The sequence below is a fragment of the Halarchaeum rubridurum genome, assembly GCF_014647115.1.
GTDB lineage: Archaea > Halobacteriota > Halobacteria > Halobacteriales > Halobacteriaceae > Halarchaeum > Halarchaeum rubridurum.
This window is the reverse complement of record NZ_BMOO01000005.1, coordinates 288,888-314,407: the sequence shown is the minus strand read 5'-3', so window position 1 is coordinate 314,407 and position 25,520 is coordinate 288,888. Positions and strand designations below refer to the sequence as shown.

Annotated in this window: 28 protein-coding genes; 18 read left to right on the top strand and 10 right to left on the bottom strand. The window is 70.7% G+C overall.

Translation table 11 applies throughout. The annotated features are described in order from the left end of the window. The 4 genes from IEX84_RS12460 to IEX84_RS12445 form a co-directional block, all read left to right on the top strand. A partial coding sequence (locus tag IEX84_RS12460) for an ABC transporter substrate-binding protein (protein ID WP_188872907.1) occupies positions 1–1,137 on the top strand: 1,137 nt, incomplete at its 5' end. Between the two features lie 7 nt (positions 1,138–1,144). After that, positions 1,145–2,119: a carbohydrate ABC transporter permease gene (locus IEX84_RS12455; protein WP_188872906.1), complete on the top strand. Its 975-nt coding sequence runs from the start codon at positions 1,145–1,147 to the stop codon at positions 2,117–2,119. Next, positions 2,116–2,985 carry a carbohydrate ABC transporter permease gene (locus IEX84_RS12450; RefSeq protein ID WP_188872905.1) on the top strand — a complete coding sequence of 290 codons (870 nt, stop codon included), beginning with the start codon at positions 2,116–2,118 and terminating at the stop codon, positions 2,983–2,985. The genes IEX84_RS12455 and IEX84_RS12450 overlap by 4 nt, the downstream gene beginning before the upstream one ends. A gap of 6 nt (positions 2,986–2,991) precedes the next feature. After that, positions 2,992–4,131, top strand: coding sequence for an ABC transporter ATP-binding protein (locus IEX84_RS12445; RefSeq protein WP_188872904.1), 1,140 nt, complete (start codon positions 2,992–2,994; stop codon positions 4,129–4,131). Positions 4,132–4,342: 211 nt separating this feature from the next. Here the strand turns inward: IEX84_RS12445 and IEX84_RS12440 are convergent, their stop codons facing one another. From IEX84_RS12440 to IEX84_RS12430, 3 genes are all read right to left on the bottom strand, one after another. After that, positions 4,343–4,582: a BolA/IbaG family iron-sulfur metabolism protein gene (locus tag IEX84_RS12440; RefSeq protein WP_188872913.1), complete on the bottom strand. Its 240-nt coding sequence runs from the start codon at positions 4,580–4,582 to the stop codon at positions 4,343–4,345. A gap of 123 nt (positions 4,583–4,705) precedes the next feature. Beyond that, positions 4,706–5,686, bottom strand: coding sequence for a flap endonuclease-1 (fen, locus tag IEX84_RS12435; RefSeq protein WP_188872903.1), 981 nt, complete (start codon positions 5,684–5,686; stop codon positions 4,706–4,708). 24 nt (positions 5,687–5,710) lie between these two features. Next, entirely contained in the window at positions 5,711–6,295 is a 585-nt protein-coding gene (locus IEX84_RS12430; protein ID WP_188872902.1) for a GNAT family N-acetyltransferase, read from the bottom strand. An 89-nt stretch (positions 6,296–6,384) separates the two neighbouring features. Here IEX84_RS12430 and IEX84_RS12425 point away from each other — a divergent pair, with 89 nt between their 5' ends. The 3 genes from IEX84_RS12425 to IEX84_RS12415 all read left to right on the top strand — a co-directional run bounded on the left by IEX84_RS12425 (position 6,385) and on the right by IEX84_RS12415 (position 8,229). Continuing rightward, positions 6,385–6,789, top strand: coding sequence for a DUF3054 domain-containing protein (locus tag IEX84_RS12425; RefSeq protein WP_188872901.1), 405 nt, complete (start codon positions 6,385–6,387; stop codon positions 6,787–6,789). A 126-nt stretch (positions 6,790–6,915) separates the two neighbouring features. Next, positions 6,916–7,182, top strand: coding sequence for a hypothetical protein (locus IEX84_RS12420; protein WP_229732370.1), 267 nt, complete (start codon positions 6,916–6,918; stop codon positions 7,180–7,182). Positions 7,183–7,227: 45 nt separating this feature from the next. Further along, positions 7,228–8,229 carry an ornithine cyclodeaminase family protein gene (locus tag IEX84_RS12415; protein WP_188872900.1) on the top strand — a complete coding sequence of 334 codons (1,002 nt, stop codon included), beginning with the start codon at positions 7,228–7,230 and terminating at the stop codon, positions 8,227–8,229. Here IEX84_RS12415 and menD read toward each other — a convergent pair whose 3' ends face one another. The 3 genes from menD to IEX84_RS12400 all read right to left on the bottom strand — a co-directional run bounded on the left by menD (position 8,230) and on the right by IEX84_RS12400 (position 12,112). Then, entirely contained in the window at positions 8,230–9,993 is a 1,764-nt protein-coding gene (gene menD / locus IEX84_RS12410) for a 2-succinyl-5-enolpyruvyl-6-hydroxy-3-cyclohexene-1-carboxylic-acid synthase (protein ID WP_188872899.1), read from the bottom strand. Continuing rightward, positions 9,990–11,378: an isochorismate synthase gene (locus IEX84_RS12405; protein ID WP_188872898.1), complete on the bottom strand. Its 1,389-nt coding sequence runs from the start codon at positions 11,376–11,378 to the stop codon at positions 9,990–9,992. Before IEX84_RS12405 ends, menD begins: the two co-directional genes overlap by 4 nt. Positions 11,379–11,506: 128 nt before the next feature. After that, positions 11,507–12,112: a sulfite oxidase-like oxidoreductase gene (locus IEX84_RS12400; protein ID WP_188872897.1), complete on the bottom strand. Its 606-nt coding sequence runs from the start codon at positions 12,110–12,112 to the stop codon at positions 11,507–11,509. 162 nt (positions 12,113–12,274) lie between these two features. Between IEX84_RS12400 and IEX84_RS12395 the strand changes: the two genes are divergently transcribed. The 3 genes from IEX84_RS12395 (at position 12,275) to IEX84_RS12385 (ending at position 15,213) form a co-directional block, all read left to right on the top strand. After that, positions 12,275–12,487: a DUF7120 family protein gene (locus IEX84_RS12395; protein WP_188872896.1), complete on the top strand. Its 213-nt coding sequence runs from the start codon at positions 12,275–12,277 to the stop codon at positions 12,485–12,487. Between the two features lie 67 nt (positions 12,488–12,554). Further along, a complete protein-coding gene (locus IEX84_RS12390; RefSeq protein WP_188872895.1) occupies positions 12,555–12,833 on the top strand; it encodes a UPF0058 family protein in 279 nt (92 codons plus the stop codon). A gap of 43 nt (positions 12,834–12,876) precedes the next feature. Beyond that, positions 12,877–15,213 carry a DUF7527 domain-containing protein gene (locus IEX84_RS12385; protein WP_188872894.1) on the top strand — a complete coding sequence of 779 codons (2,337 nt, stop codon included), beginning with the start codon at positions 12,877–12,879 and terminating at the stop codon, positions 15,211–15,213. Here the strand turns inward: IEX84_RS12385 and IEX84_RS12380 are convergent. Then, the gene (locus tag IEX84_RS12380) at positions 15,210–15,515 is read right to left on the bottom strand and encodes a hypothetical protein (protein WP_188872893.1); all 306 of its coding nucleotides are present in this window, start codon (positions 15,513–15,515) and stop codon (positions 15,210–15,212) included. The two genes, IEX84_RS12385 and IEX84_RS12380, sit on opposite strands and share 4 nt — an antisense overlap. Positions 15,516–15,740: 225 nt before the next feature. Here IEX84_RS12380 and IEX84_RS12375 point away from each other — a divergent pair, with 225 nt between their 5' ends. From IEX84_RS12375 to IEX84_RS12365, 3 genes are all read left to right on the top strand, one after another. After that, positions 15,741–17,111, top strand: a complete 1,371-nt coding sequence (locus IEX84_RS12375) for an adenylosuccinate synthase (RefSeq protein WP_188872892.1) — start codon at positions 15,741–15,743, stop codon at positions 17,109–17,111. A 171-nt stretch (positions 17,112–17,282) separates the two neighbouring features. Beyond that, positions 17,283–17,477 carry a methytransferase partner Trm112 gene (locus IEX84_RS12370; RefSeq protein WP_188872891.1) on the top strand — a complete coding sequence of 65 codons (195 nt, stop codon included), beginning with the start codon at positions 17,283–17,285 and terminating at the stop codon, positions 17,475–17,477. Between the two features lie 54 nt (positions 17,478–17,531). After that, a complete protein-coding gene (locus IEX84_RS12365) occupies positions 17,532–18,080 on the top strand; it encodes a DUF7524 family protein (protein ID WP_188872890.1) in 549 nt (182 codons plus the stop codon). Here the strand turns inward: IEX84_RS12365 and IEX84_RS12360 are convergent. Together IEX84_RS12360 and IEX84_RS12355 are read right to left on the bottom strand one after the other, a co-directional pair. Further along, on the bottom strand, positions 18,077–19,261 hold the full coding sequence (locus tag IEX84_RS12360) for a DR2241 family protein (protein WP_188872889.1): 1,185 nt from the start codon (positions 19,259–19,261) through the stop codon (positions 18,077–18,079). The two genes, IEX84_RS12365 and IEX84_RS12360, sit on opposite strands and share 4 nt — an antisense overlap. Continuing rightward, positions 19,258–20,154 (bottom strand): CbiX/SirB N-terminal domain-containing protein, encoded by an 897-nt coding sequence (locus tag IEX84_RS12355; RefSeq protein ID WP_188872888.1) that lies wholly within the window; start codon positions 20,152–20,154, stop codon positions 19,258–19,260. Before IEX84_RS12355 ends, IEX84_RS12360 begins: the two co-directional genes overlap by 4 nt. 177 nt (positions 20,155–20,331) lie before the next feature. Here IEX84_RS12355 and IEX84_RS12350 point away from each other — a divergent pair, with 177 nt between their 5' ends. Genes IEX84_RS12350 through corA form a run of 5 tightly spaced genes read left to right on the top strand, consistent with a single transcriptional unit; the run spans position 20,332 to position 24,258 of the window. Continuing rightward, positions 20,332–20,835, top strand: a complete 504-nt coding sequence (locus IEX84_RS12350) for a DUF7523 family protein (RefSeq protein ID WP_188872887.1) — start codon at positions 20,332–20,334, stop codon at positions 20,833–20,835. A 50-nt stretch (positions 20,836–20,885) separates the two neighbouring features. After that, positions 20,886–22,364, top strand: coding sequence for a cysteine--tRNA ligase (gene cysS / locus IEX84_RS12345; protein ID WP_188872886.1), 1,479 nt, complete (start codon positions 20,886–20,888; stop codon positions 22,362–22,364). Between the two features lie 45 nt (positions 22,365–22,409). Continuing rightward, on the top strand, positions 22,410–23,060 hold the full coding sequence (locus IEX84_RS12340) for a DUF6517 family protein (protein ID WP_188872885.1): 651 nt from the start codon (positions 22,410–22,412) through the stop codon (positions 23,058–23,060). A 50-nt stretch (positions 23,061–23,110) separates the two neighbouring features. After that, positions 23,111–23,281: a hypothetical protein gene (locus IEX84_RS12335; protein ID WP_188872884.1), complete on the top strand. Its 171-nt coding sequence runs from the start codon at positions 23,111–23,113 to the stop codon at positions 23,279–23,281. Further along, positions 23,278–24,258, top strand: coding sequence for a magnesium/cobalt transporter CorA (gene corA / locus IEX84_RS12330; RefSeq protein WP_188872883.1), 981 nt, complete (start codon positions 23,278–23,280; stop codon positions 24,256–24,258). Before IEX84_RS12335 ends, corA begins: the two co-directional genes overlap by 4 nt. Here corA and IEX84_RS12325 read toward each other — a convergent pair. Beyond that, positions 24,255–25,502, bottom strand: coding sequence for a tripartite tricarboxylate transporter permease (locus tag IEX84_RS12325; protein ID WP_188872882.1), 1,248 nt, complete (start codon positions 25,500–25,502; stop codon positions 24,255–24,257). The two genes, corA and IEX84_RS12325, sit on opposite strands and share 4 nt — an antisense overlap. Positions 25,503–25,520 lie beyond the last annotated feature (18 nt).

The window sequence follows — 25,520 nt, the reverse complement described above, 5'->3', positions numbered from 1 at the left end:
GCCGCCTTCCAGAGCATGCTGGAGGGGTTCGAGGAGGCGTACCCGGACGTCACGGTCAACGACAAGGCAATCGGCGGCGGCGGGAACACGAGCCTGAACACGCGTATCAACGTCCGGCTCGGCAACGACAACCCGCCGAGCTCGTGGGCCGAGTGGCCGGGGAAGAACCTCCTCCAGTTCACCGAGGCCGGCCTGCTCGGGGACATCGAGGAGTCCGTCTGGAGTCAGAACGACATGAAGGAGGCGTACGTCTCCGGCCCGCAACAGGCGGCCCGCCCGGACGGCACGTACGTCGCGGTGCCGACGAACATCCACCGCATGAACAACCTCTTCTACAACCCCTCCGTCGTCGAGGCGGCCGGCGTCGACGTCTCCGCCATCGAGACCCCCGCCGACCTCACCGACGCCCTCGCCCAGGTCGAGGAGAACACCGACGCCGTCGGCATGGCCCAGTCCAGTCAGTCCCCGTGGACGACGCTGCAGCTCTGGGCGGCCGTCTACCTGGGTCAGTCGGGCTGGGACACCTACCAGGAGTTCATGGCCGGCGAGGCCGAAACCGGTCCCATCGCGGACGCCTTCAAGACCATCAACGCCTACAGCGAGTACTTCAACTCCGACGCCGGCACCGTCGGCTGGCAGGAGGCCAACAACCTCATCATCGACGGCGGGGCCGCCTTCTTCCACCAGGGCGACTGGGCCGCCGGCATGTACGCCGGCACCGACGACTTCGAGTACGGCACCGACTGGGACTGCGTGACGTTCCCGGGCACGGACGGGCTGTACGCGCTGAACATGGACTCGTGGGTCTACCCGACGAACAACCCTTCCCCGGAGGCCACGGAGAAGTGGCTCACCTACGTCGGCACCACGGACGCCCAGGTCCGCTTCAACACGGAGAAGGGCTCGATTCCGCCGCGTAGCGACGTCCCGATGGACGAGTTCAGCGAGTTCCAGACCAACCAGTACAGCGACTTCCAGGACTCCACCGCCCAACCGCCGAGCGTCGCGCACGGCCTGGCGACGACCCCCGGGGTCCTGAGCGACCTCAAGACCGCCATCAGCCAGAACTACTCCGGCTACTCGGACTCGGCGGCCGAGAACACCGCACAGGCCTTCGTCGACGCCTTCGACAACTGAGCGAGCGATGCGTGGAAAGCTCGCGGCGTATCTCGGGCGGCTCGTCCGCCGGAACCGGGTTCGCGCCGACGGCGGCGAGGTGAACGCCAACGCGACCCGCGATGGGTTCGTGAGCGACGAGTTCACCGCGTCGCTCCCCTACTGGCTCCCGCCGTTCGTCGTGATGGGGCTGGCCGTCTACGGGGCGATCCTCTGGAACTTCTTCCTGAGTCTCACGGACACCTCGGGGTTCCAGACGCCGAACTACGCGAACCTCGACTTCGAGATGTACGCGAAGGCGTTCGCCGACCCCGTCTTCATCGGGGCGTTGCGCAACACCTTCGCGCTCCTCGTGGCGTTCACCGTCCTCTGTCTCGTCGTCGGGCTCGTCGTGGCCGTCCTCGTCGACCAGGGCATCCGCTACGAGAACACGTTCCGGACGATATACCTGCTCCCGATGGCGCTCTCGTTCGTCGTCACCGCCCAGTTCTGGCTCTGGATGTACAACCAGCAGAACGGGCTCGTGAACATCATCCTCGGCGTCGTCGGCCTCGGCCCCTACGAGTGGATCGGCAACCCCTCGTTGGTGCTCGGTGCGGTCGTCTTCGCGCTCATCTGGCAGTTCAGCGGCTACGCGATGGTCGTCTACCTCGCCGGCCTGCGCGCCATCCCCACCGAGCAGTTCGAGGCCGCGCGCGTCGACGGCGCGACCACCCTCCGGATGTACTGGCGGGTCATCCTCCCCCAGCTGAAGGGCGCGACCATCTCGGCGTCCGTCGTCCTGATGGTGTTCGCGCTGAAGGCGTTCGACTTCCTCTACTCCCTCACCGGGAGCTACTACCCGCCGAAGGGGTCGGACATCCTCGCGACGATGATGGTCCGGCAGGCGTTCGTCGCCAACAACCGGGCGTACGCCGCCGCCATCGGTATCATGCTGTTCGCGCTGGCGCTGGTCATCGTCGCACCCTACCTCCTCTACCAGTACCGCGCAGGTGAACTATGACAGAGACGAACGCACTCTCCGGTCGAAGTTGGCGCTCGACGGCCCTCTACGCCGTCCTCGTCCTCCTGGTGGTCTTCTACCTGCTGCCCCTCTGGACGGGGCTGGTAACCTCCATCAAGGCGGACGTACTCGCCACCGCACCGTTCCTCCCGCCCGCGCCCGCGGGCTTCACGAGCGTCCACTGGACGCGCGCGGTCAACGCGCTCGCGGGCGGGCTGGTGAACAGCCTCATCCTCGCCATCCCGGCGACGATCCTCTCCGCCCTCCTCGGGAGCATGGCGGCCTACGGACTAACGACCCTCGACTGGCGCTATCAGGTGCCGATCCTGATGCTGTTCATCGCGGGTATCTTCATCCCGTACCAGGCCGTCCTCATCCCGCTCTCGAAGTTCTGGGCCTCGGTCGTCCCGGTGAGCGACCTCGTCGGCTACGTCGGCCTCGCCGGCTGGGTCGGCGACCTCGTCGGGCTGATACTCTCACACGTCGCGTACGGCATCCCGATCTGTACGCTCCTCTTCCGGACCTACTACAAGGACTTCAACGAGGAGATGATCGAGGCCGCGCGTCTCGACGGCGCGACGACGCACACGATCTACCGGCGGATAATCCTCCCCCTCTCCGTGCCGATGTTCGCGGTGACGCTCATCTACCAGTTCACGCAGGTCTGGAACGACCTCCTGTTCGCGCTGGTGCTCGTCGGCCCGGGCGCGGGCGCGCCGGTCACCGTCCCGCTCAGCCAACTCGGTGCGAGCCTCTCCGAGGTCGGCTTCGGCATCCGGATGGCCGGCGCGTTCGTCGCCGCGCTCCCGACGATCATCGTCTACGTCCTGTTCGGCGACCAGTTCGCGGAAGGGGTCTCCACCTAACACACCATGGCTAGACTCGAACTCGACGACATCACGAAGCACTTCGACGACGACGGCGAGACCATCGTCGCCGTCGACGACGCCAGCATCGACATCGAGGACGGCGAATTCCTCGTCCTCGTCGGCCCCTCCGGGTGTGGGAAGTCCACGACCCTCCGGATGATCGCCGGCCTCGAAACCATCACGGACGGCGAACTCCGCATCGGCGGCCGACGCGTCAACGAGGCCAAACCGCGCGACCGGGACATCGCCATGGTGTTCCAGTCGTACGCGCTCTACCCGCACATGACCGTGCGGGAGAACATGAGCTTCGGCCTTGAGGAGTCCACGGACCTCTCCGGAAGCGAGATCGACGAGCGCGTCGAGTCCGCGACGGACACGATGGGCATCAGCGACCTCCTCGACCGGAAGCCGTCCGAGCTCTCCGGTGGGCAACAACAGCGCGTCGCGCTCGGGCGCGCCATCGTCCGCGAACCCGAGGTCTTCCTCATGGACGAACCCCTGAGCAACCTGGACGCGAAGCTCCGCGCGCAGATGCGCACGGAGCTCCAGCGCCTCCAGGAGGACCTCGACACCACCACCGTCTACGTCACGCACGACCAGACGGAGGCGATGACGATGGGCGACCGAATCGCCATCCTCAACGACGGCCTCCTCCAGCAGGTCGCCACCCCGCTCGAAGCCTACCACGCGCCCGCGAACCAGTTCGTCGCGGGGTTCATCGGCGAACCGTCGATGAACTTCTTCGACGTCGACCTGGAGGGCGACTCGGTCGTCGGCGACGGCCTCGACTACCCCGTGAGCGACGACGTCCGCGCGAAACTCGACACCGACGCGCTCGTCCTCGGCATCCGCCCGCAGGACATCGAGCTCGTCGAGGAGGTCGAGTCGGGCCACGACGTCGCCGTCACGGTCGACGTCGTCGAACCGATGGGCGACGAGAACAACGTCTACCTCAGACTTCCGGACAGCCCGGCGGGCGAGACGTTCATCGCCAACGTCGACGGCCGGACGCTCGTCGACGAGGGCGACGACATCGTCGCGCGCATCCCCGAGGAGGCGGTCCACTTCTTCGACCGCCGCAGCGGCGAGGCGCTCCGCAACCGGGAGTTCGACGACGAAGCCGACGTCGACCTCTCGCTGTAGAACGGCCCGCGACGAGCGCGCCGGCGGTTCGGGTTCGCCGCTCGGTCCGCGCTTCGTGACCCATCCTCTTTCGTTCGTCCGGCCACGCCACGGCGGAGCGACGCGTCCGGCGTGCGCTCGTCACCGAGTCGCTCGGTGCGTCGGTCGTGCAGTCGAGTCAGTCGATTCGTCAGGAAGACACACAGCCGTCCGTCGCGGTATCCGCTCGTCCTCAGGCGTCGTCGGGCGTCTTCGTCGTCAGTTCGAGCGCGTGGATGTCGGTCGTCATCGCGTCCCCGAGCGCGTCGTACACCTGCTGGTGTTGATCGACGATGGTCTCGCCCTCGAAGGTCGGCGAGACGACCGTCGCGGCGAGGTGGTCGTCGTCGTGCTTCCCGCGGGCGCGGGTGACGTCGGCGTCGCACTCGGGGAGGGCGTCCTCGATACGTCGCTGGACTTCCTCGGGACTCATGCTCATGCCCGGAGAGTGGGCGCGCGCGGACAAAAGGACCGCGGAGCGCGGAGGCGCGAACGGTCGGTCGCGCACGCGGCGTGTCGGGAAATCGCGCGGCCGCCGCGGCGTGAACCGTCGCCGTCAGGTCCAGCGGTCGAGGCCGGTCTGCGTCACGGACTCCTCGATGCGCTCGAAGGCGCGTTCGACCTCGTCGACGGGGATGTCCCACTCCTCGGTGAGGTAGGCCCGCGCGCCGTCGAGGTCCGGGTCGAGGTCGGCGTCGACGGTGTAGTCGTCGGTGACGTCGGGGTCGAAGAAGAGCTCGCGGATGCGGTCGGCGTCGTCGATGTACGCGTCCTCGGCGTCGAGGACGCCCCAGAGGTCGCCGTGCTCTCGCACGGCTGTCAGCGCGGTCTTCGGGCCGTATCCGGTGAGTCCCTCGTTGAAGTCGGTGCCACAGAGGATGCCGACGTCGACGAGTTGCTCCCACGTGACGTCGTGTTCGGCGAGGGTGGCCTCGAAGTCCATCCGTTCGACGTCGCCCTTGCTCGTGAGCTGTCGGAGGGTGAGAGGGGCGCCGAGGAGCAGGCAGTCGTAGTCGTCGCTCCCGACGTAGTCGACGTCGTCGTCGACGCGCGCCATGTAGGAGGCCTGCGCTTCGCCCTCGGCGGGCGCTTCGACCATCGGGACGTCGAGGAGCGAGAGGAGTTCGCGCGTCGTCTCGTGGATGACGTCGGTGAGGCGCTGGGTCTGCGAGTCGAGGCGCGCGACTTCGAGGGCGTCGCCCGCCTCGCGGGCCGCCTCGAGCTTCTCCTCGCGCCGCTCGCGCTCCTCGCGGCGTTCCTCGACTTCCTCGTCCTTGAGGCCGACGACGCGGCCGTCGAAGACGAAGACGGGCGTGAGGTCGTTCTCGAAGAACTTCGGGAGGCCCTGCACGACGCCGATGAGGTTCGGGACCTCGGTGCCGTCCGCGGTCGTGTAGGCGTCGTCGCGGGTGAAGCGGACGGTCGTCGTGAGGTACTTGTAGAGCCAGTTGTGCGCGTCGACGGCGACCACGCCGTCGAGCTCGTCGAACCCGACCTCCTCGATGACGGCGAGCTGCCGGAGGTCCGCGTTTCCCATACGCGCCCTATCGGCGCGCGGGTCTTAACGCTCGCCTTCGCCGGCCGGGGCGTCCACGACGGCCGGCGGGCCGTCGCGCGCGTCGAGGAAGGCCCGCTCGGCGTCGTCGAGGTCGCGCTCCCGGTAGGCCGCGAGGCCGTCGGCGTAGTTCTCGGCGCGCGCCCCGGCGGGTCGTTCGAGGACGAGTTCGGCGAGCCCCGCCCGCTCGCCCGTGTAGCCGAAGCCGGCCTTGTGGAGCGCCTCGTAGGCGTAGGGGTTGTTGACGTCGATGCGGACGCGCGCGTACGCATCGAGGAGCCGTTCGGCGGCGAACGCGCAGAGGCGCGCGCCGATCCCCTCGCCGCGCCGGTCGTCGCGGACCGTGACGTAGCGGAGGACGACCGCGTCGTCGTCCGCGTGGTGCGGGCTGAAGGAGACGGCGCCGAGGACGCCCTCGGCCTCGGCGTCGCGGGCGTCGGGCGGCCACTCTTTCCCGTTGCGCACGCCGTCCGCGACGGCGACGGCCTTCCCGGCGTCGCCCGTCACGAACTTCCCGGCGTAGGCGAAGCGCCGCCAGTCGAGGCGGAGGCGGGGGGCGTCCGGCGGCGACCCGAGCAGGGCGTACTCCATACCCGAAGTGGGCGCCCGACGCCCTTGTGGGTGGCGTCGCCGTCCGCGCGAACCGATACGGGAAAGCCCCGGACGGCCCAACTGCGGGTATGTCGTTCCTCGACGTCGATAGCCGGACGGTCCGGGCGTTCGCGCTCGCCGACCTCGTCGCCATCGTCGCGTTCGTGCTCGTCGGCGAGTACCAACACGGGATGCTCGCGTACACCGCGACGCACCCGCTTCGCCTCCTCGGCGTCCTCGCGCCGTTCCTCGTCGGCTGGCTCGTCGCGGCACCGCTCGGTCGGGCGTACAGCACGCGGACGCACGGCCCGCGGGGACTCGTCGGCTGGACGGTCCTCTCGTGGCTCGCCGCCGACGCGCTCGGTCAAGCCCTCCTCGGCACGGGCGCGTTCCCCATCGGCTACGACCCGGTCTTCGCGGTCGTGGTCGCCGTCTTCGGCTCGCTCTTCCTCCTCATCACGCGCGGCGTCGCGTACGCCGCCGTCCTCCGCTGAACGCGGGGTTCTCGGGGCGATGCACCGTCGACGAACGTCTCATAAGTTATGAGTAGCAGATACAGCAGCAACGCATCATTCACGCAAAACACTTATATGAGTGCTGCGCGTAGTACGTAATACATTATGACGAGTTATTACGACCACATCCTGGGGCTGATTCCCCTCGCGTTCGTCGCCGTCGCCGCAATTTTCACGCTCACCGGCTACTCGACGGCGGTGGCGATACCCGCGGCGGGTGGTGTGGGCGTCGCGCTCGTCGGCCACGCCCTCTTCGTTCGCGGTCCCACGGACGAGCCCGCGGTCCCCGCGGCCACGACGACGACCGCGGCCACGACGGCCGGACCGGCCACGACGCCGGACGACCGCGCCCCGATGCCGGCCGCCGAGTAACCCCTCTCCTCAATCCTTTTCCGCGCGCTCGTCTAACCCTCCCGTATGACCGACTGCCTCTACCTCGGGAGCGAGGACGTCGCCGACCTCGCGGAGCCCGCGGCGTACGTCGCCGCCGTCCGCGACGCCTACCGCCAGCGCGGCGAGGGCGCGCCCGCCGAACCCCGGACCAAGCTCGTGAACGAGGAGCCGCCGGGCATGTTCACGACGTATGCGGCTGTCCTCCCCGAGACCGGCGCGATGGGCGGCTACATGTACGGCGCGGGCTTCGACGCACGCGACGCGTGGTTCGTGGCCCCCCTCTTCGACGCCGAGAGCGGCGAACCCCTCGCGCTCCTCGACGGCGCGAGCATGAACCCCTTCAAGACCGGTGCGGTCGGCGCCGTCGGGACGGACGCGCTCGCGCGACGCGACGCCACCTCGCTCGCCGTCATCGGCAGCGGCGCGCAGGCCCGCGGGCAACTCCGCGCCATCGACACCGTCCGGGACATAGAGACGGTGTGGGTCTACTCCCCCACGAAGGAGAACCGCGAGGACTTCGCGGGCGAGATGAACAAACGCCTCGACGCCAGCGTCGCCGCCGTCGCCTCCTCCGCGGCCGCCGTCGAGGACGCCGACATCGTCGTCACCGCGACGAACGCCCCGGAACCCGTCTTCGACGGCGACCACCTCGAACCCGGGACGCACGTCACCGCGATGGGCCAGTACGACCCCGAGAAGCGCGAGCTCGACGCGCGCACGCTCGAACGCGCCGGAAAGTACGTCCTCGACCTCGCGGCGCGCACCGAGACGGACGCCGGCTCGTTCATCCAGGCGAAGGCCGACGGCGTCGTCACCGACGACGACGTCCACGGCGAACTCGGCGACGTCCTCGTGAATCGCCTCCCGGGCCGCGAGGACGACGAGGAGATCACGGTCTTCGACTCCGGCGGCACCGCCATCGAGACCGTCGCGGCCGCGCACATGCTCTACGAGCGCGCGGCCGAGGCCGGGCGGGGAAAAGAGATCGACTTCGCGCCCGCGAGCGAGGCGCTCACCGGCGAGTGATCAGTCCGCGAGGCGAGCGACGACGCGCTCTCTGAGCGACTCGCGCGTCCGGTGACTCCGTTCCGCGTCCGAGGCCACCTCGATCACCTGCGTGCCGTCGCTCGCGAGGCTCGCCCGATAGGCGTCCGCGAAGCCGTCCGGGTCGTCGGCGCGCACGTAGTCGAAGCCGTAGAGCTCGGCGGTCGGCGCGAAGTCGAGGCCGTGGGGCGTCTTGAACTGCCCCTCGAAGGGCGGGTCGAAGGCCTCGATGGGGAGCATGTGGAAGATGCCGCCACCGTCGTTGTTCACGAGGACGATGGTCGCGTCGACGCCGCAGCGTTCGAGCGCGAGCAACCCATTAGAATCGTGGTAGTACGCGAGGTCGCCGATCAGGAGGACGAGCGGGTCGTCCGTCGCGCTCCCCGCACCGAGCGCCGTGGAGGTGACGCCGTCGATGCCGGACGCGCCGCGATTGCCCAACACGGCGAGGTCGGCGTCGCGGGGCGCGCCGAAGCGGTCGACGTCGCGGACCGCCATGCTGTTCGAGACGACCAGCGTCGCGGGGTCCGGGGCGTCCGCGACGACGCGGCGCGCAATCGCGCCCTCGAAGCGTTCCTCCGTGGCCGCGACCTCGCCCGCGTGGACGCGCTCGGCGCGCTCGAACGTCGACGCCGGCCAGTTCGCACTCTCCGTATCGAGGCGTTCCGCGAGCTCGACGGCGAGCCGACCGGGTTCGGCGGTGACGAGGTCGCTCGCGTGGAACGTCGCCTCGCGCCACCCGCCCGCGGGGTCGACGACGACCTGCCGCGCGCCGGACCGCGCGAGGTAGCGCCGCAGGGGCTTCGAGGTCGGCGACGCTCCGATTCTGAGGACGAGGTCCGGGTCCGGCCACTCCGCCGTGACGCGCTCGTCGAGGTAGCCGTCGTACCCCCCGTGGACGGGGACGTCGCCGACGTGCGGGCCGTAGCGGAGCCCGGAGAGCGGGTCGGCGAGTATCGGGAAGCCGCTCGCCTCGGCGAGCGCGACGAGCGCGGGCGCGCACTCGCGGTCGGTCGGCCCGGCGACGAGCAGGCCGCGCTCGGCGTCGTCGATGGCGGCCGCGAGGTCCGCGAGCGCCGCGTCGTCGAGCGCCATCCGTCCCGCGGTCGTCGTCACGAACGGACCGTCGCGGCCGTACGCGGCCAGCGGATGGTCGTCGACCCACCCCTCGGGGACGGCGTGGGGCGAGTCCGCCGGGACGTCGGTCGGTTCGAGGGGCTTGGCGAACGGGACGTTCAGGTGGACCGGGCCGGGTTCGACGCCGGTCGCGGCCGTCACGGCGCGGTCGACGCGGACGCGCAGCGAGCGGAGCGTGCGGTCCTCGACGGCGGGTTCGGGCAGGTCGTCGTAGTAGCGGACGGCGTCGCCGTAGAGTTTCTCCTGGTCGATGGTCTGGTTCGCGCCGCTGTCGCGGAGTTCGGGCGGCCGGTCGGCGGTCAGGGCGACGAGCGGCACGCGGGCCTGCGAGGCCTCGACGACGGCGGGGTGGACGTTCGCGGCCGCGGTCCCCGAGGTGCAGACGAGCGCGACGGGGTCGTCGCTCCGCTTCGCGCGCCCGAGCGCGAAGAACGCCGCCGAACGCTCGTCGAGGTGCGAGAACACGACGAGGTCGGGGTGGGCGTCGGCGGCGACGGTCAGCGGCGTCGAGCGACTCCCGGGCGCGACGCAGACCGCCCCGACGCCGGCCTTGGCGAGTTCGTCGACGAGGACGCGCGCGTGGAGCGTCGCGCGGTTCGGCGCGCTCACGCGTCGCCGTCCCCCCCATTCGGTCCGTCCTCCGTCACCGCATCGCCCGCGCCGCCGTCCGCCTCGAAGACGTCGAGGACGGGCCGATACTTTAGTTGGACCTCCTCCCACTCGGTGTCCGGGTCGGAGTCGGCGACGATGCCCGCGCCGGCGAACGGCCGGACGTGCGTCCCGTCGGCGAGCGCGGAGCGCAACGCGACCGCGAACGTCCCGTCGCCCGAGCGGTCGAACCAGCCGACGGGCGCGGCGTACCAGCCGCGGTCGAACGTCTCCGTCTCCCGAATCACGCGCAGCGCGGCGTCGGGCGGGAGCCCGCCGACCGCGGGCGTCGGGTGGAGCGCCTCCACGAGGTCGAGGACGTGCGCGTCGCTCGACGCCGTTATCGGCGTGAAGAGGTGTTGGACGGCTTCGAGCTTCCGCACGCGGCGCTCGCCCGTCTCGATGCCGGAGGCGACGCCCGCGAGCTGCTCGCGGATGCGCTCTGCGACCACCTCGTGCTCGTGGCGGTACTTCGACGACGAGCGGAGGTCGGCCGCGAGCTGCTGGTCCTCGTCCGGCTCTTCGCCGCGCCCGACGGTGGCCGCGAGCGCGCCCGTCCGGAGGGCGTCGCCGTCCCGGGTGACGAGGCGCTCGGGCGACGCCCCGAAGAACGTCGCGCCGTCGGTCGGCCGGAGCGCGAAGCGGAAACAGGCGGGATAGGTGTCGCCGAGGCGCGCCATCGCGTCCGGGAGCGAGAACGACTCGGCGAGCGTCACGTCGAGCGCCTGGGCGAGGACGACCTTCTCCAGTTCGCCCGAGCGGATGCGTTCGGTCGCGGCCGTCACCTGCTCGCGCCACTCGGCACGCGACGTCGTGCGCTCCGTCGAGACGACGCCCGGCGGGGACGCGGCCCCGCGCTCGTCCGGCGCGAAACGCTCCGTCACGTCACGGAGCGTCCGCTCGACGGTCGCCTCGTCCGCGTTCGGCCCGTGCGTGTTCACGGTCAGCCACGTCTCGCCGGTCCCGGTGACGACCTGGACGTGCGGGAGGACGAACGCCGCCGTCGGGAAGCCCGCCCACGGCCCCGCGCCCGCGTGACCGTCGTGGAAGGCGAAGCCGCCGAGGAAGCGGGGGCGCGCCACGGCGGGGGCGTCCGCGGGCCGGTCGGGCGACGCGAGAACGTCGTTCGCGCGCTCGCGGACCGCCTCGAAGCGCTCGGGACCGTCGGCGGTCACCTGCGCCGCGGCACCGTAGCCGACGACGCCGGGTTCCTCCGGGGCCGTCCACACGGCGTTCGGTCGCCCGAGCGTCCGCAGCACGCCCGTCAGCGACGCGTCCGGGAGGCGGACCGTCCGGCTGACGAGCCGTCCGGTGTCGGCCCGCGCGACGCCCTCGCGTGAATCCATCTACTACGGAGTCGGGGGGCGCGCGCCTTAGCCCCTACGACCGACGACCCACCGGACGCGCTCGCGGGCGCGGGCGACGCACGGAACGCCACCGGCCACGGAACGCCATCGGCCGGCGAGTCGCGGCGTCACGAGTAGCGCTCCTCCGCCCACGGGTTCGCGCTCACGGAGTAGCCACGTTGCTCCCAGTAGCCCCGCTCTGGTTCGGTGAGGAGCGTGACGCCGTCCACCCACTTCGCGCCCTTGTAGGCGTACTTGTGCGGGGTGACGACGCGGAGCGGCCCGCCGTGCTCGCGCGGGAGCGCGTCGCCGTCGTACCCCCACGCGAACAGCACCTCGTCGCGCGCGACGGCGTCCAGCGGGAGGTCCGTCGTGTAGCCGTCGAGGGCGTGGAACATGACGTGGACGGCGTCCGATTCGACGCCGACGGCGTCGAGGAGCGTCGTCGCGCTGACGCCCGTGAACTCGCAATCGAACGTGCTCCAGCCGGTGACACAGTGGAAGTCCTGGCGCTGCGTCTCGCTCGGCAGGTCGCGGAACTCGTCCCACGTGAAGGAGCGCGGCGTCTCGACCGCGCCGTCGACGTCGAAGCGCCACCGCTCGGGGTCCCAGTTCGGCGTGCCACCCATCGAGAGCACGGGGAAGCGCTCGACCTCGCGTTGCCCCGGTGGGAGACGCGCGTCACCGAACTCCCGGTAGAGGCCCGTAACGTCGCGGACGTCCGTCTCGTCCATGGTTCACGGCACGCGCCGGGCGCCCCTGAGGGTACCGGTATCGAGAAACACCGAGACACGGAACGACAACTCCACTTTCCGATACGTGAACGTGAGTTTCGTGAAGCGGGAAATCGGCCCGCCAACTTTATACCAGGCGACGCCAAACCTCGGGGTAGACGAATGCCAAAGGTCGAAATCAACATCCCCGACCACATCGAGATGCAGATCGCCCAGCTCGTCGAGCAGGGCGAGTTCCTCACGCGGGAGGACGCCATCGAGGACCTCCTCTCCGCCGGTATCAAGGCGTACAAGACGAGCGGTCCGATGGACGACGACGAGCCCGGCCTCGAAGACGAGGGCATGATGGGCCACGACGACGAGTACGTCTTCTAACTCGGCTTTTTGCGTGTGTGACCGGCTGGCGAGCAAGGTTTAACCCTCGCTGTACCCAAATCGCGGTATGCACAAGGACGAACTGCTCGAACTCCACGAGGAGATGGTGGAGATCAAGGAGACGTTCTCGGAGTACGAGGGCGTCGACGCGAGCGTCTTCGAGCCGTACGAGGAACTCGACATCGACCCCTCGCACGTCCACAAGTCGAAGAGCGAGCACAAGCACGCGGTCTTCGTCCTCGGGAACGCGCTCGCCGTCGCCATGAGCGAGGACGAGTTCTCGAACGCCGGCCGAATCTCCAAGCGCATGGAGGAACTCGCGGACGACGCCGGCGGCAAGCTGTAGGTCCCCGGAAAACGTTTTACGTCGGTGCCGCCACGGGGCGCGTATGCAGACACGCACGACCGAGCGCGTCGAGTCGTGGGACGCCCGACCCTACGCGGGTGGGGCGGACGCGCTCGCTCGACTCGCGGCCGCGGACTTCTCCGGCGTCGTCACCGCCGGCGGCGCACACCTCTTCTTCGTCAACGGCCGCGCCGTCGCCGTCGCGGACGGCACCGTCGCGGACGTCGCCGAGGGGTCCGGCGAGGCGCACGTCGCCCCGGAGCGCTCGCTCGCCCTCCTCCTGGCGATGCACGAGTCGGACGGCGAGACGCGCGCGAGCTACTACACGAACGACACGCCGCTCGCGGAGACGGACGAGGCGCTGCGCGACGCGGGCTTCACGGGCTACGTCGAGCTCTCCGAGAACGTCCTGAGCGGCGACTACTACGTCGCCTACTACGGCGGTCGCTCGTTCCCGGTCGCCTTCGTCGGGAACGTTCCGGAGGTGTTCACCGGCGAGGAGGCCTTCGAGCGCGCGGCCGACGAAGTGGGGGTCTACGACGTCGTCTCCGTCGACCTCGACTTCCCCGACCTCCCCGAGCCCGAGGAGCCGGTCGACGAGACCGAGACGGTATCGGCCGGGGCCGGAGCCGCCGACGTCGAGGCGAGCGAGGCGACGGGAGACGGGAGGCGCGACGCGACGACCGACGGGACGGCGTCCGGGCCGGCGGCCGGTGCGACGGCGGACGCGGACGACGGGGCGAGCGGGGGCGAGGCCCGGCGGGACGACGCGACGGCCGGGGAGCGATGGAGCGACGAGGCAGACGAGCCGGCCGACGACCGCGATAGCGGGGCGGACGAGCGGGCGGTACCCGACGAGCTCGCCATCGCGGCGGCCGGGCCGGCGGACGACGCGCCCGTCGATACCGACGGCGAAGGGGACGCCTCGGATGGAGCGGAGGACGGCGAGCCGAGTGGAGCGGAGAGCGACGAGCCGGGTGAAAGGGAGAGCGATGCGTCAGGTGGAGACGAGGACGACGCGTCGAACGCTGGAGCCTCGGCGACGCTGGACCCCCTCGGCGCCGGGAGCGACTCACCGGTGGACGCCGAGCGTGGCGGGCCGTCGAGCGGTCGTGAGGGCGCAGCGGCGCGCGACGCCGAGGGCGACGATAGCGACGACGGAGTAGCAGTCACCGACTCGGGAACGGGCAGTGATGGTGAGACGGCGTCCCCGGAGGCGGGCGCGACGGGAGCGGAGCGCGCGCACGCGGGAAACGACGACGCCGACGAAGATGGCGACGACGAGGTTGGCGCCGCCGACGCGACCGGTGGGGATGACGACGAGGACGCGGAAACGGAAACAGAAGTGCCAGAGGCTGACGGGACGGACGGCGTGCCGGCGGCCGAGCACGAGGCGCGCGTCGCGGAGTTGCGCGACGCCGTCGCGGAGCGCGAGGCCCGCATCGAGTCGTACGAGGAGCGCCTCGCCGAGCGCGAGGACCGCATCGAGGCGCTGGGGGAGCGCGCGGAGGACGCCGAGGCCGCCGTCGAGGAGCGCGAGGCGGACCTCGAGCGGCTCCGCGCGGAGCGCGACGACCTCCGCGAGACGGTGGCGACGCTGGAGGAGCGCGTCGCGGAGTTGGAGTCCGCCCTAGAGGCCGCGGGCGGACGCGTCGACCCCGCGACGGAGCGCGACCCCGAGGCGGTGCTCGCGGGGACGAACCTCTTCGTGCGCTACGAGTCGAGAGCGGAGCCGACGCTGGACGCGCTCGGCGAGGCGGACCCGGAGGCGATAGACGCGAACCTCCGCCTCGAACACCACACGAGCTTCGACGCGGCCGACACGACGGTCGCGGGCGACGACTACCGGACGTTCCTCGAGTCGTCCGCGCCCTACCGGTTCGTCTCGTGGGTCGTCCGCGACCTTCCCTTCGAAATCGACGCGACCGGCCACCGCAAGGGTCTCGCGGAGCTCTACGAGGCGATTCCGGAGGTCGACCGCGCGGAACTCGACGGGACGGTGGAGGTCACGACCGACGACGGCGAGACGGTGACGGAGTCCTTCGACGTCGTGTTACGCGACGGGATGGGCGACCCGCTCGTCGTCGCGGCGCTGAACACGGGCCGCGACCCCGTCGCCGGCGGCGAGATGGAGGCGTTGACGGCGGCGGCGTCCCGGGTCCGCGCGGGCGCGGAGACGCTCGCGGGAGCGTTCTACGTCACGGCGTCGTTCTTCGAACCGGACGCGCTGGAAGCGGCGGACGAGGCGACGGCGAGCGGCGGCTTCCTGCGGCGAAGCGAGAAGGAGAGTTACGTGAAAGTCGCGCGCAAACACGGCTACCACCTCTGTCTCGTGGAGGACCGCGAGGGATCGTTCCACGTGACCGTGCCCGGGCTCTAGTTCTCCGCTTCGGCGGGGGACTCGATCTTCATCGACTGGAGTTTCTGGACGGTCTCGTCGACCTTCTCGTCGAGTTCCTCGACGAACTCGTGCGTGTGGTCGGTCGTGATGGCCCCCTGACTGGAGGGCTCGATGAGGTTCTCCTCTTCGAGGACGCGCAGGGAGTAGCGGACCTTGTGGTGCGGGTAGCCCGTCTCGTTGGACATCTTGACGATCCCGATGGGCTCGTTCTCGATGACCATTCGGAGCACTTCGAGGTGGCGTTCGAGCATATCGACCTCTTTCTCAAGTCGGTCTATCATGGCATTTGTTAACTTGTCGGGGCAGCGTTTAAAGGTTGTCCTACGCCCCGGAAAATGCGGACGTGTCCCGTGGTTTCACGCCGGGAGGATTTACGTCTTTCTGCCCTCGGTGGGTCCGTTCGTGGGTAGTCGAACGAGCGTCGTCCGATGGCATACCCATAGACGTGTGTATTTCGGGAGCGGGGACCGTAACGAGTTTCACCGAGGGGGCGAAACGTCCGGCGTATGACCGTCACCATCGTCGGCTCGCAGTTGGGCGACGAGGGCAAAGGCGGCGTCGTCGACATCTTCGGCGACGCCGTCGACGTCGTCGCCCGCTATCAGGGCGGCGACAACGCCGGCCACACCGTCGTGCACGAGGGCGAGGAGTACAAGCTCTCCCTCGTGCCCAGCGGTGCCGTCCGCGGCAAGACCGGCGTCCTCGGTAACGGCTGTGTCGTCAACCCCGCCACGCTCTTCGAGGAGATCGACGCCCTCCGAGAACGCGGTCTCGACCCCGACGTCCGGGTCGCCCGCCGCGCCCACGTCATCTTCCCCTATCACCGCGTCCTCGACGGTATCGAGGAGGAGGCGAAGAGCGAGGACGGCGAGGAGGTCGGCACCACCGGCCGCGGCATCGGCCCGACCTACGAGGACAAGGCCGGCCGTCGCGGTATCCGGGTGGGCGACCTCGTCGACCCCGACGTGCTCCGCGAGAAACTGGAGTACGTCGTCCCGCAAAAGCGCGCGCTCGCCGAGGACGTCTTCGGCGTCGAGACGGGCGAGGCGTTCGACGTCGACGCCCTCCACGCCGAGTACAGCGAGTACGCGGAGCGCCTCCGTGAGGAGGACATGCTCGTGAACGCGGGCGACTACCTCGCCGACCGCCTCGACGACGACGCGAACGTCATGTTCGAGGGCGCACAGGGCACCCTCATCGACATCGACCACGGCAACTACCCCTACGTCACGTCCTCGAACCCGACCGCGGGCGGCGCCGCGACCGGCACCGGCCTCGGCCCGAGCGTCGTCGGCGCGGACGACAGCGACGTCGTCGGCATCGTGAAGGGCTACCTCACGCGTGTCGGGAGCGGTCCCCTCCCCACCGAACTCGGTGGCGTCGAGGGCGACACCCCCGGCTACACACCCGGCGAGGGCCGCGAGGAGGAGCTCGCCACGTACATCCGCGACGAGGGCGGCGAGTACGGCACCGTCACGGGCCGACCGCGCCGCGTCGGGTGGCTCGACCTCCCGATGCTCCGGCACGCAACGCGCACGAACGGCTTCTCCGGTATCGTCATCAACCACCTCGACGTGCTCGCCGGACTGGACGAGGTGAAAGTCGGGCGCGCCTACGAGCTCGACGGCGAGGAGGTCACGACGATTCCCGCGACGACGGAGCGCTGGGCCGCGTGCGACCCCGTCTTCGAGACGTTCGACGGCTGGGACGCGTTCGACTCCGAGGTCGTCGCGGAGGAGGGCTACGACGCCCTCCCCGCCGAAGCCCGCGACTACGTCGAGTACGTCGAGGACGAACTCGGCGTCCCCGCGTACGCGCTCGGCGTCGGGCCGGGCCGCGAGGAGACGGTCGTGCGGACGAACCCCTTCGAGGAGTAGGGCGTCCCGTAGGGGCGACCGAACGCCCGAGCGGGAGCGACCCGTGGGAGCGACACGCGAGGAGTAGGGCGACAACGAGCGCCAGCGAGGCGTCGCCGATTACCGAGCGGCGAAGCCGCGAGCGCGGAAAGTGAGGAAGGCTTTTGGGTGGCCGCCACCCACCCACGAGGCATGAAGCGGGACCTCATGGACATCATCTGCTGTCCGCTCGACAAGCACGACCTCGACCTCGACGTCGAGTCCGAGGAGGACGACGAGGTCGTCGCGGGGACGCTGACGTGCACGGACTGCGGCGAGACCTACCCTATCGAGGACGGCATTCCGAACCTCCTCCCGCCGGACATGCGCGAGGAGACCCCGGCGTAATCTGCCGAGACGAACGAAGCTTTTTGCCGTCGGCCGCCGTCTCCCCGGCCGAACGTGCCCCTGACGCTCACGGTCGACCTGAACGACGGCCACGCGCACGCGCTCGACGCGTCGCCCGTCCCGTTCGAGGCGGACGGGTCGTTCGACGTCGAGATCGTCAACCACGGCGCCGGGAGCCACGTCCACGTCCACACCGACGAGGCCCTCTCCCGGGTCGCACGCCCGGAGAGCGGCAACTACTACGTCCCGCCGGAGTCGCGCGAGCGGATCACGGTCGCCGTCGGCGAGCCGGGGCCGCGTCCCGTCGAGGGGACGCTCCGAATCGCCGCGGGCTACGGGGCCGAACGCCTCGAAATCCCCGTGCGAATCGTCGAACGCGAGACGCCGAACACGGTCGACGTCGACGAGTCCCTGGGTGAGGTGACGACGCCGGACCCGGACGAGGAGGGGCCGGACCTCCGGGCGTTCGTCCCCGCGGCGGTGGCCGTCGTCGGCCTCGCGCTCGCGGTGCTCGCGGTGTTGCTCCTGAACGAGGTCGTCGGGGTCGTCGTCGGCGCGCTCGCGCTCTGTTGTGGCGTCGCGGCGTGGTACGCGCTGCGCTAGTCCATGCCGAGTCGGCGGCCGCGTTTCGCGCGGAGGTAGCGCACGCGATAGCGGTTCGCGCCGTCGTCGAGGTCGGCCTCGCGGACGTCGTTCACCCGGTCCTCCGCGACGGCGTCGACGAGGTCGCCGAGCCCCTCGACCTCGCTCTCGGAGAGCGTCACCTCCCGTGTCTCCTCGGGTTCGCGTTCGAGTTTCGTGAACTCGCGGGCCGCGGCGACGAACAGCGAGCAGGGCTCCCGACAGGGGAACTCGCCGTCGCCCCGCGGGACGTCGAGGTCGGTGTCGGCGTCGTGGTCCCACTCGCGGCGCTTCAGACACTGGCTGTCGACGCAGCAGGCCTCGGCGGCCCACGCGAGCGCCTCTGTCGGGAGGTCGGAGACGAGGTCGTAGATGCCGCTCTGTCGGTCCGCCGTCTCGCGCCAGTGAGTGACGTCGAGGTCGCCCTCGCGTTCGCGGTGCCAGTTGGCGACGGTCGCCGGGTAGACGTAATCGACGGTGTCGACGAGCGCGCCGCCGTCGAGGTCGACGAACCGCCAGCCGTGCGGGAGCGAGGGAGCGGTCGAGAGCGGCCGGTAGCGCCCGCGGTCGTCGTGCTTCACGAGGTCGTGAGCGTCGCTCGGGTCGCGGTGCGTGTCGAGGTCGCGGGGGTCGGCGTCCGCGTCGTCCCGGTGACGGACGTCGTAGACGCGCTCGCCGCCCGCCCCGCCGAGTCGAACGCGGATACGGAGTTCGCCCCACGTACGGACGCGGCCGCCGTCGCGGAGCGCGGCGAGACGCTCGCGGGCGTCCACGGCATCGGATTCATCGTCGGTTTCGCCGTCGGCGTCCTCGGCGTTCGCGTCGTCCGCGTCGGCGTGTTCCGCGCCGTCGCTCGCTTCGCCGTGTCCTCCCTCGTCCTCCGCGTCGCCCTCGCCCACCGTCGCGTCGTCCGCGCCCTCCAGCCATCGGAGGAACGCCCGGCGCGCGGTCCCGCGCCCGCCGACCGTCTCCACCCAGTAGCGCCAGTTGGCGACGTACGGGTCGCCGTCGGCGAGCGCGGCGAGTTCGCTCGTGTCGATTCCGCGCTTCGAGACCGCGGGCGTCTCGAAGCGATAGCCGTAGGCGGTGTCCTCGACGACGAGGCCGTCGAAGTCGATGCCGTCCCCGGCCGCCTCGATCAGGGCGGCGACGTCGCTCGTCATCGCGACCGCCCCGTGGCCGCCTCGGCGCTCGCGTCGGAGCCGCTCCGCGTCCGCTCGCGCACGGCCACGATGGCGTCGGCGACGTCCGCGCCCGCGTCGGCCGCGCGTTCGAGGACGACGTCCGCGACGAGCGGTTCGGTGCCGACCGCGCCGGCGTACCAGATGCGGACGCCGTCGACGGCCGTCGGGACGTCGTACCCCGTCCGGTAGTCGTCGGTGAGGCCCATGTCCACGGGGATGTCCTCGCGGGTGTGGAAGCCGTCAGCGACGAAGAGCGGCACGACGACGACGTCGTCCGTCTCGAAGAGCGTCGCCACGTCGTCCACCTCGGGTTCCTCGTCCATGAAGACGGCGCGGACCTCCGCGAACAGGCCGCTCCGGCGGAGCCGGTCCGCGTGGTAGTGGATGGCCTTCGCGGAGTTCTCGTTGCGCTCGGTGCCGTGGCCGACGACGGCGAGGCCGAAGTCGGTGAGGTCCCGGCCCTCGGTGATAGAGCGGGCGCGCTCGACGATGACGTCGCCCATCGCGTCGTGCGTCCCGACCGGCCCGCAGTAGTGGACGGTCTTGTCGACGTCCGTCGCTCTCAGCGTCGCGTGGTCGGCGTCGGTGCCGTCGGAGTCCCACGCCGAGACGTCCCACTCCGCCAGGCGGAGTTCGCGCGGGATGACGCGCTCGGTGAAGTAGCCCTCGGAGACGAACAGCGGGACGACGTACACCTCCTCGGATTCGAGGGTGCGCAACACCTCGCGGAACGACGGTTCCTCCTTCCAGAACGCCTCGCGGACCTCGTCGAACGCGCCGGCCGCGCGAATCGTCTCGGCGTGCGCGAACGTCGGTTCGCTCGACCCCGGATTGAGGTGCGAGCCGTGGGCCGCGATGACGAGCGCTTGCATGGGACGCGATTGGCACGCACCGACCTTAGGACCACCGTCTCCCGCGGTCCGGACCAACGCCCCCGCCCCGCCCGCAGTCCGCGCACCGACGCCCCGATCCAGGCCACGCGCTCGTCGTCGCCCGCTCGTTCCGCGCGTCCCGCAAGCGTTACCCCCGCGGTGAGCCTGCACGTCGGTATGACCGAAACGCTCGCCGAGCGCGCCCGGGACGCGCTCCGCGACCACCCGTTCCTCGACGCGGCGCTGCGAGCCGGCGTCGTCAACTACGCCGCCGCGGCGCGCTTCCTCGACCTCGCCGACGACGCGGACGTCGAGGCAGCCGCGACCGCGCTCCGCCGGTACGCCGACGCGTGCGAGGCGTACGCGGTCGAATCCCGCGACGCGCGCGTCACGATGGAGAGCGGTCTCGGGCGCGTCGAGGGGACGGGCGAGGGGCCCCTCGCGGTGAACGGGGTCGGCTTCGTCCCCGGTGAAGGGTCGCTGACCGGGATTCTCGCGGCCGGCGACGTGGACGCGGCCGCGCTCGCGGTCGTGCTGGAGCGCCTCGCACTCGCCGACGTCGCGGTCGAGGCGGCCGGCGTCGCGGACGAGGCCCTGTTCGTGGTCGTGGGCCGCCGGGACGGCCCGGACGCCCTGCGCGCGGTCGAGGCGGCGCTCGACGCCGTACCGACGACGGCGTGACGACCGCGAGAGCGATGGTTTAACCACCGGGGTCGCCCTATCCGGCGACCATGACGCTGCGCGTGCGCAACACGCTCTCCGGCGAGACCGAGGAGTTCGTCCCCGAGGACCCCGACGAGGTCCGCCTCTACTACTGCGGGCTGACGACCTCGGACCCGCCCCACCTCGGCCACGCCCGCTCGTGGGTGCACGTCGACGTGATGAGCCGGTGGCTCCGCCACCTCGGCTACGACGTCCAGCACGTCGAGAACTTCACGGACGTGAACGAGAAGATCGTCGCGCGCGTCGGGCGCGACGGCGACGACGAGAACGACGTCGCCGAACACTACATCGCGGAGATACTCGACTCGATGCGCGCGCTCAACCTCGAACGCACCGAGGTCCGCCCGCGCGTCTCCGAGCACGTCCCGGAGATAATCGACCTCGTCGAGACGCTCGTCGAGACCGGCCACGCCTACGAGTCGAACGGCTCCGTCTACTTCGACGTCACCACCTTCGAGGAGTACGGGAAGCTCTCGAATCAGGACCTAGCGCACATCGAGGAGCAGGGCGACCCCGACGAGCGCTCCGAGAAGCGCAACCCCGCGGACTTCGCGCTGTGGAAGGCGGGCGGCGTCGACACCGACGCCATCGAGCGCCACCGCGGGCACGACCACCCGGGGACGCCCGCCCACCCCGAGGGACAGACGTGGGAGTCCCCGTGGGGCGAGGGGCGGCCCGGCTGGCACATCGAGTGCTCCGCGATGAGCATGGCGCACCTCGGCGAGACCCTCGACATCCACGTCGGCGGGCGCGACCTCGTCTTCCCGCACCACGAGAACGAGATCGCCCAGTCGGAGGCCGCGACGGGCCAGCCGTTCGCCAACTACTGGCTCCACTGCGCGCTCTTCGAGATGGACGAGGAGAAGATGAGTTCGAGTCTCGGGAACTTCGTGACGGTGCGGGACGCCGTCGCGGAGTACGGGGCCGACGCCCTCCGGCTCTTCATGGTCTCCGGCACCTACAACAGCCGCCAGACGTACTCGGAGGACGCCATCGACGAAGCCGTCGAGCGCTGGGAGCGCCTCTCGCGGGCGTACGACGACGCGGTCGCCGCCCTCGACTCCGTCGACGCGCACACGAAGGTCGTCGACGACGACCTGCGCGCGGCGACCGAGGCGGCGCGCGCGGACTTCGAGGCCGCGATGAACGACGACTTCAACACCCGCGAGGCGCTGAGCGCGCTCTCCGACCTCGCCTCCGCGCTCAACGTCCACCTCGCCGAACGCGACGCCTACGACTATCGGGGGCTGCGCGAGGGCGTCGAGGCCTTCGAGACCTACGGCGGCGACGTCCTCGGGTTCTCCTTCGGCGGCGAGTCGGGCGGCGACGTCACGCTCGCCGAGGACCTCGTCGAGCTCGTGTTGGACCTCAGAGAGGAAGCGCGCGACGCCGGCGAGTACGAGCGCGCTGACCGCCTCCGAGACGAGCTCGAAGCGCTCGACGTCACCGTCGAGGACACTGACAGCGGTCCGACGTATCGGCTCTGACGGCCGGTGTCTTTTTTCCGGGGTGGTGAGTAGCCCGGTCCAGACATGCGAGAACGGATCGCCGCGGTCGCGGGAGTGTTGTTACTCGTGTCCTTCGCCGGGTGTTCGATGCTCACCGGCGGCCCGGTCACGTTCACCGCCGACAAGGCCACGGTGAGCGAGCAGGCGCTCTCCGACACCGGCTACGAGGAGCAGTCAGTGAATCAGTCCGTCATCACGCGGAACGTCAGCGCGGCCGACCAGTCGAAGACGGTCAAGGTGACGAACTGGATCGCCCAGTACGACCGGTCGATGGACCTCGGGCCGCTGGGTTCGCAGCGCGCCGCGGTCTTCAGCGTCGTCGCCACCCCGCAGGTGGACGTCCTCGGCCAGTCGTTCAACCCCATCGGTGACTACTCGCGCGAGCGGATCGTGATGATGCTCCAGCAGCGCTACGAGAGCATCGACAACGTCCAGCCCGTCGGGAACTACTCGACGACGATGCTCGGGGAGAACGCCACCGTCGGGAAGTTCAGCGCCGAAGCCCAGCTCGCCGGCGGTCAGTCCGTCGACGTCTACGTCCACGTGACGCGCGTCCAGCACGGCGACGACTACGTCCTCGCCGTCGCCGTCTACCCGCAGCGCTTCGACGACAGCGAATCCGAGCACGTCCGCACGCTCTTCGACGGCGTCGAGCACGACACCGGGAGCGAGTAACGACACCGACGACGACAACGTTTTTGCCCGGGCCGGGCGACCCACGCGGTATGCATCGGACCGCCGGGGTCGGCCTCGCCCTCAGCGCGCTCGGCGTCCTCGGATACGTCGCGGGCGTCCTCCACCCCTACCCCGGCCGCGCGTTCGCCATCACCGCCGTGATGGTCGGAATCACCTGCTGCGCCATCAGCGAGGGCCGACTCGTCGGGGGCGGCGAATGACCGTCGACGCCGTCGTCTACGCCGCCGGCGGGGTGACGACCTACGCCGACCTCGACGCCGCGAAGGCCGCCGCCGGCACGACGTGGGTCCGACTGAGCGACCCGACGCCCGACGAACTCGACGCCGTCGCGTCACTCTACGGGCTCCACCCGCTCACCGTCGAGGACGTCCAGAACGACGTTCGACCGAAGGTCGAGGAGTTCGACGACCACACGTTCGTCCTCGTGAAGGCCGCCCGCCTCGCCAGCGGCGACACCTCCTTTCGCGGCGAGCTCCTCACGAACCCCGTCGGTCTCTTCCTCGGCGACGACTGGCTCGTCACGTACGCGAGCGACGACTGCACCGCCGTCGAGCGGACGTGGCAGTTCGTCCGCACCGAGGACCACCGCGTCCTCCAGCGCGGTCCCGACTTCACCGCCTACCGAATCGTCGACACCGTCGTCGACGACTACTTCGGCGCGCTCGACGACGTCGAGGACCGCCTCGAATACGTCGAGGACACCGTGCTCGACGAGACGGAGGCCGACGTGCTGGCGGAGATCAACGACGCACGCCGCGAACTCCTCGCCCTCCGGAAGCTCCTGTGGCCGACGCGGGACGCCCTCGGCGCACTCTCGCGGGGCGACCCCCCGCAGGTGCGCGCGGAGACGGAGAAGTACTACCGCGACGTCTACGACCACCTCGTCCAACAGGTCGACCTCGTGGAGACCTACCGGGACCTCGCGTCGGGCGCGCGCGACATCTACCTCAACACGCTCTCGATGAGCACGAACGAGGTGATGAAGAAGCTCACCGTCGTCGCCACCATCGTCCTCCCGCTCACGCTCGTCGTCGGGGTCTTCGGGATGAATTTCGCCGACGCCCCGTGGAACATGCCCGAGCTCGCGTGGCCCTACGCCTACCCCGCCGTCATGCTCGGGATGGGGCTCGTCTCCCTGATACTCCTCTGGCACTTCCGCCGCGAGAGCTGGCTCTAGGCGACGAGGATGGGGACGACGAGGACGCCCATCAGGTGGACGCGGCGCGCGCCGAAATGCGGCGGGACGAATCCGAGCAGCGTCGCACCCGCGAGCACCGCGAGCCCGACCGGGCCGGCGAGGACGACGCTCAACAGCGCGACGAGGACGCACGCGCCCGCACAGACCCACGCGGTCGGGAGCGACGTCACCGCGACGAGGTAGCGCTCCCCGACGACGACGACGAGGACGACGCCCACCGCGGCCGCGAGCAGGAGACACGCGACGAAGAGCGGCAGGTCGAGCGGTGCCGCGCTCCGGTCGAGCGCGACCACGACGCCCGTGTGCGCCTCGCCGAGCGCGACGAACGCGAAGAGAGCGAAGATCGTGTTACTGGTGTTGACGCCGCTCGTGGCGACGAGGAACGCCCGGTCGCCCGTCGCGTCGTCGAGTCGCGGGAGCGCGGCGAGGGCGACGACGGCCGCGACGGCGCTCGACACGCCGGCGACGTAGCTCACCGCCGCGCCGGCCGCCGCCCCCGCGAGCGCCGCGAGCGACATCGTCGGTTTCGACGCGCGAATCGCGGCGTCGGCCTGCGCGGGCGGCCCCCGACCACGGAGCGCCGTGAGGAGGACCGGGAGACCGAACAGTCCCGCGAACGCCGGCATCAGGAGGTCGCCGTCGCCGAGCAGGGGGGTCGTCGGAAGTGGAAGCGCGACGAGGCCGAACGCGCCGGCGAGCGCGAACGCGAGCGCGGCCCCGACGCGCCGGCGACGCGTCGGTTCGGTGCAGACCAGGAAGACGACGACGGCCGCGAGGAGCAACGGGAGGTGGGCGCGGACCGCGGGCGCGAGCGGGCGGACGAGGAGCGTGACCGGCCACCCGAGGACGCACGCGAGCAGGGCGGCCGCGCCGCTCCCGAGCGCGGAGAGCCGGAGCGCCTCGCGCCCGCGGCCGTCGAGGACGAGTCGGTGACCCGGGAGCGTCGACGGCGCCATCGCGGCGTCGGGCACGCCGAGCGCGAGCGCCGGCACGACGTCGAGGGTCGAGTGGACGACGCCCGCGACGAGCACCGTGACGGCGACGCCGCGCGCCGGCCCCGGGAGGACCGGCGTTGCGGCCGCGAGCAACATCGCGAGCGTGTTGACGTGCAGGCCGGGGGTCAACCCCGAGCACGTACCGAGGACGATGCCGGCCGCGACGCAGGCCAGCGTGACCGCCGCCGACTGCGTCTCCAGCCCGACACGGACGCCGAACGCGTACATCGGGGCGGAGTGGGCGCG